Origin of the sequence: Novosphingobium sp. B-7 (genome assembly GCF_000410615.1) — a bacterium.
Classification (GTDB): Bacteria; Pseudomonadota; Alphaproteobacteria; order Sphingomonadales; family Sphingomonadaceae; genus Novosphingobium; species Novosphingobium capsulatum.
In genome coordinates this window covers 1-5,186 of sequence record NZ_APCQ01000778.1, presented here as the reverse complement: position 1 = coordinate 5,186, position 5,186 = coordinate 1, and the positions used below count along the sequence as shown (strand labels likewise).

Here is a 5,186-nt window from a genome sequence, read left to right as displayed (position 1 = left end):
CGCCGGCCGCGTGCCGCGCCCTGCCAACGACAATCCGGCCTGGTCGCTCCAGGCAGCCCAGGACTATCCCTCGCCGGTACGCGCCATGGCCGGGCGCCTCGCTGATCGACTGGCCGAAGACGCCCTGCTGGCCGAAGCGCTGCGCCTGTTTGCCAGCCATGGCCATGCCGCTGCCGGGCAAGCTGCCCGCGCCGCCACCCGCGCGGCGATGGCTGGGGACGCGGAACAGGCGGATTGGTGGGCGCAGGTGTGCCACACGCTCGATCGCCGCAAGGCCATTGCCCTGCGCCGGGAACTTGCCGGGCTCGGATGAATTTCACGCAGCAAGCCAAGATGGCTTCGTCAAACGCTGCCCGGCTCGTCGCACCATCGTGCCGAGCCGGTCATGGCTGCGCCCATCGCCGGCACGCCTGAAAAACCCGGCGGCCGCACCGTTCTGAAACGCGGCAAAGGGCTTGCCTGTCGCATTCGTATGAACGGTAGATTTACCACTTAACGCTATTGCGAACTGATATCAAAGAAACCCGCAGATGCGGGGTTTTTTGCGGTTGCAATCCCTCTCGGGCAGGCCTACGTGCCCCTCCACTTGCCGGCAACCCTTCCCGTCTCGCGGGCGCGGGGGGACCTCCATCCGGGGGCTTGAGTCGGCAACGCTTGAACGCTTGTCCCGCGACGACTCCGGGAAAGGACCGTAAAGCACATGGCACGCAAGAAGATCGCGCTCATCGGCGCGGGTAACATCGGTGGCACTCTGGCGCATTTGGCCGCGCAGAAGGAACTGGGCGACATCGTCCTGTTCGACGTGGTGGAAGGCGTTCCGCAGGGCAAGGCCCTCGATCTCTCGCAGTGCGGCCCGGTCGAAGGCTTTGACGCCAAGATCATCGGCACCAACGATTACAAGGACATCGCTGGCGCGGACGTCATCATCGTGACGGCTGGCGTGGCGCGCAAGCCCGGCATGAGCCGCGATGACCTGCTCGGCATCAACCTCAAGGTGATGAAGTCGGTCGGCGAAGGCATCCGCGACAACGCGCCCGACGCCTTCGTGATCTGCATCACCAACCCGCTCGACGCGATGGTCTGGGCGCTGCGCGAATTCTCCGGCCTGCCCGCCAACAAGGTGGTCGGCATGGCTGGCGTGCTCGACTCGGCGCGCTTCAGCACGTTCCTCGCCTGGGAATTCGGCGTTTCGGTGCGCGACGTGAACTCGTTCGTGCTCGGCGGCCACGGCGACACCATGGTTCCGGTCGTGGAATATTCCACCGTCGCCGGCATCCCCGTCACCGACCTGATCAAGATGGGCGCTTCCACCCAGGAAAAGATCGACGCGATCGTGGCCCGCACCCGTTCGGGCGGCGGCGAAATCGTCGGCCTGCTCAAGACCGGGTCGGCATTCTATGCTCCGGCCGCCTCGGGCATCGCCATGGCCGAAGCCTACCTCAACGACCAGAAGCGCATCCTGCCCTGCGCCGCCCATGTCGACGGCGCCTATGGCGTTGACGGCCTCTATGTTGGCGTGCCGGTGGTGATCGGCGCTGGCGGCGTGGAAAAGGTCATCGAAATCAACCTCGATGAAACCGCCAAGGCCAACCTCCAGGTCTCGGTCGACGCGGTCAAGGAACTGCTGGTGGCGTGCAAGGGCATCGATCCCTCGCTCGCCTGATGGCAGCATGGTTCGCGGCCGTCCTTTCCCGGGCGGCCGCGGCACCTTCTACCGGCTGTTTTTCAGGCCGGCAAAAGCGATAAGACCCTTTGCGAAGGGCGCTGACCAGACGCCATTAAGGATACCTGGCCCATTGCGCGCAAGGCATGCGCAGGGCGGCCGGTCCGGCCATGGCGGCGGGAAAGCGATGACAGTCACAGGCAGGCTGCGCCGGTATGCACTCTGCCCACAACCTTTTTCCGAAGCCCCTCCCCTCCCCGGGGGCACAGGAGTGAATTGACCATGGCACAGGACGTGCACGAGTACGAAGTTGATCCTTCACAGGATGCGCCGCAGCAGGGTCCGTCCTGGCAGTCCAAGCGCTGGCCGATTACCGACGCGCTCGCCGGCGATGATCTGACCCGTGCGCTCGATCCCATGACCATCAAGGTCGAGGTCGCCAAGGCCGCCAAGAAGGCCGGCGCCGCGCTGGACGAAGCCGCGCTGGAACAGGCGGCCAACGACAGCCTGCGCGTGATGCTGCTGGTGCGCACCTATCGCGTGCGCGGCCACCTGGCGGCAGACCTTGATCCGCTGGGCCTGTCCAAGCAGTACCTGCCGGCCGACCTCAGCCCCGAATACCACGGCTTCCTGCCCAAGGACATGGATCGCAAGATCTATCTGGGCGGCACGCTGGGCCTGCAATGGGGCACCGTGCGCGAAGTGGTCGAGATCCTGCGCAAGAACTATTGCGGCAAGGTCGGCCTGGAATACATGCACATCTCCGACGTGGAAGAGCGCAAGTTCCTGCAGGACCGCATCGAAGGCGGCGACAAGTCGATCGACTTCACGCCCGAGGGCAAGAAGGCGATCCTGTCGGCCGTGGTGCGCGGCGAGCAGTACGAGAAGTTCCTCGGCAAGAAGTATGTCGGCACCAAGCGCTTCGGCCTGGACGGCGGCGAGTCGATGATCCCCGCGCTCGAAGCGGTGATCAAGTACGGCGGCCAGCGCGGGGTGAAGGAAATCATCTATGGCATGGCCCACCGCGGCCGCCTGAACATCCTCGCCAACGTGATGGCCAAACCCTATCGCGTGATCTTCCACGAATTCTCGGGCGGCAGCGCCAACCCCGAAGACGTGGGCGGCTCGGGCGACGTGAAGTATCACCTGGGCACCAGCACCGACCGCGAGTTCGACGGCACCAAGGTGCACATGAGCCTGCTGCCCAACCCGTCGCACCTGGAAACGGTGGACCCCATCGTGCTGGGCAAGACGCTGGCCCAGCAGCAGTTCCGCGATGACGTGGGCCCGGGCAAGCACAAGCAGGTGCTGCCGGTGCTGATCCACGGCGACGCCGCCTTTGCCGGCCAGGGCATTGTCTGGGAATGCTTCGGCTTTTCCGGCGTGCAGGGCTACAACACCGGCGGTTGCATCCACTTCATCATCAACAACCAGATCGGCTTCACCACCAGCCCGCAGTTCTCGCGCGGCTCGCCCTACCCCTCTGACGTGGCCAAGGGTGTTCAGGCGCCGATCATCCACGTCAACGGCGATGATCCCGAAGCGGTGACCTTCGCGTGCAAGCTGGCGATCGACTATCGCCAGCAGTTCGGCCGCGACATCGTGATCGACATGTGGTGCTACCGCCGCTTCGGCCACAACGAAGGCGACGAGCCCTCGTTCACGCAGCCGCTGATGTACGCCAAGATCAAGAAGCATCCGGCCGTCTCGACGCTCTATGCCGAGCGCCTGGCCGCCGAGGGCGTGATCGACAAGGGCTGGAAGGGTGATGTGGAAGACCACTTCACCGCCACGCTTGAAAACGAGTTCGAAGCCGCCAAGAGCTACAAGGCCAACGAGGCCGACTGGTTCGGCGGACGCTGGGCAGGCCTCAACAAGCCGGCCGACCCCGTGACGGCGCGCCGCAACGTGGCCACCGGCATCGAACAGAAGCTGTTCGACAGCCTGGGCCGCACGCTGACCTCGGTTCCCGAAAGCCTGACCGTCCACAAGACGCTGGGCCGCGTGCTCGACGCCAAGCGCGAGATGTTCAACACCGGCAACGGGTTTGACTGGGCCACGGCCGAAGCGCTGGCCTATGGCAGCCTGGTCACCGAAGGCTACAACGTGCGCCTTTCGGGCCAGGATTGCGGCCGCGGCACGTTCAGCCAGCGCCACGCGGTGTGGGTCGACCAGACCGACGAGCACAAGTATGTGCCGCTGGCGACGCTGCCCCACGGCCGCTTCGAAGTGCTCGACAGCCCGCTGTCGGAATATGGCGTGCTCGGCTTCGAATACGGCTATGCCAGCGCCGATCCCAAGACGCTTGTGCTGTGGGAAGCGCAGTTCGGTGACTTTGCCAACGGCGCCCAGATCGTGATCGACCAGTACGTTGCCGCATCGGAAGCCAAGTGGCTGCGCGCCAATGGCCTCGTCATGCTGCTGCCGCACGGCTATGAAGGCCAGGGTCCGGAACACTCCTCGGCCCGCCTTGAGCGCTATCTCCAGCTCTGCGCGGAAGACAACCTGCAGGTGTGCAACATCACCAGCCCGGCCAACTACTTCCACGTGCTGCGCCGGCAGATGCACCGCTCGTTCCGCAAGCCGCTGATCATCATGACGCCCAAGTCGCTGCTTCGCCACCCGCTGGCCAAGTCGACCGCGGCCGATTTCCTGGGCGAAGCGCAGTTCAAGCGCATCCTGTCCGATCCTTCGGCACCGGAAGACCGCGACACCCGCCGCGTGGTGCTGTGCTCGGGCAAGGTCGCCTATGACCTGATCGAGGCACGCGATGCGGCCGGCATCACCGATACCCAGATCATTCGGATCGAGCAGCTCTACCCCTTCCCGGGTGAGCCGCTGGCCCTGCGCCTGTCGCGCATGACCAATCTGGAAGACGTGGTGTGGTGCCAGGAAGAGCCGAAGAACAACGGTTCGTGGTTCTTTGCCGAGCCGCTGATCGAGGAATCGCTCAAGGCTGCCAAGGGCAAGGTCCCGCGCCCCCGCTATGCCGGCCGTTCCGCCTCGGCTTCGCCCGCCACGGGCCTGGCCAAGCGCCACAATGCCGAGCAGGCCGCCTTGGTGGCCGATGCGCTGGCGCTGTCGGTGCGCGAGGAAATCCGCCGCAAGAAGAAGGCCTGACCGGCCGTTTCGTCCACCTGAATTCTCCCCAAGGAACACCAAGTCATGTCCATCGAAGTCAAGGTTCCGACGCTCGGTGAAAGCGTCAGCGAAGCGACGGTCGGCCAGTGGCTGAAGAAGCCCGGCGAAGCGGTGGCTCTGGACGAGCCTATCGTCAGCCTCGAAACCGACAAGGTTGCCGTCGAAGTGCCCTCGCCCGTTGCCGGCGTGCTGGGCCAGATCCTGGTTGCCGAAGGCGAAACCGTCACGGTTGGCGCGCTGCTCGGCACCGTGGAAGACGGCGTTGCCGCAGCCGGCAACGTGCCGGTTGCCCCGCGCGAGGAAAAGCCCGTGCCGCCCGCGTCCGACACAGTGGCTCCGGCCGCCGCGCCGGCCCCGGCTGCTGCTGCGGCTGTCCCTGCTT

4 protein-coding genes are annotated in these 5,186 nt (G+C 65.4%); all 4 read left to right on the top strand.

The features are described 5' to 3' along the window. Nucleotides 1-313, top strand: a 313-nt coding sequence (locus H926_RS33175) for a hypothetical protein (RefSeq protein ID WP_022675966.1), incomplete at its 5' end; no start/stop codon positions are given. Nucleotides 314-700: 387 nt separating this feature from the next. Beyond that, entirely contained in the window at nt 701-1,663 is a 963-nt protein-coding gene (gene mdh, locus H926_RS0108810) for a malate dehydrogenase (RefSeq protein ID WP_022675965.1), read from the top strand. A 282-nt stretch (nt 1,664-1,945) separates the two neighbouring features. Next, nucleotides 1,946-4,783, top strand: coding sequence for a 2-oxoglutarate dehydrogenase E1 component (locus tag H926_RS0108805; RefSeq protein WP_022675964.1), 2,838 nt, complete (start codon nt 1,946-1,948; stop codon nt 4,781-4,783). 45 nt (nt 4,784-4,828) lie between these two features. Further along, on the top strand, nt 4,829-5,186 hold a 358-nt coding region (locus H926_RS26495; protein WP_043608747.1), incomplete at its 3' end, for a biotin/lipoyl-containing protein.

Coding starts and splice junctions, on each gene's coding strand:
- H926_RS0108805 (WP_022675964.1), top strand. CDS start 1,946: ATGGCACAGGACGTGCACGAGTACGAAGTTGATCCTTCACAGGATGCG.
- mdh (WP_022675965.1), top strand. CDS start 701: ATGGCACGCAAGAAGATCGCGCTCATCGGCGCGGGTAACATCGGTGGC.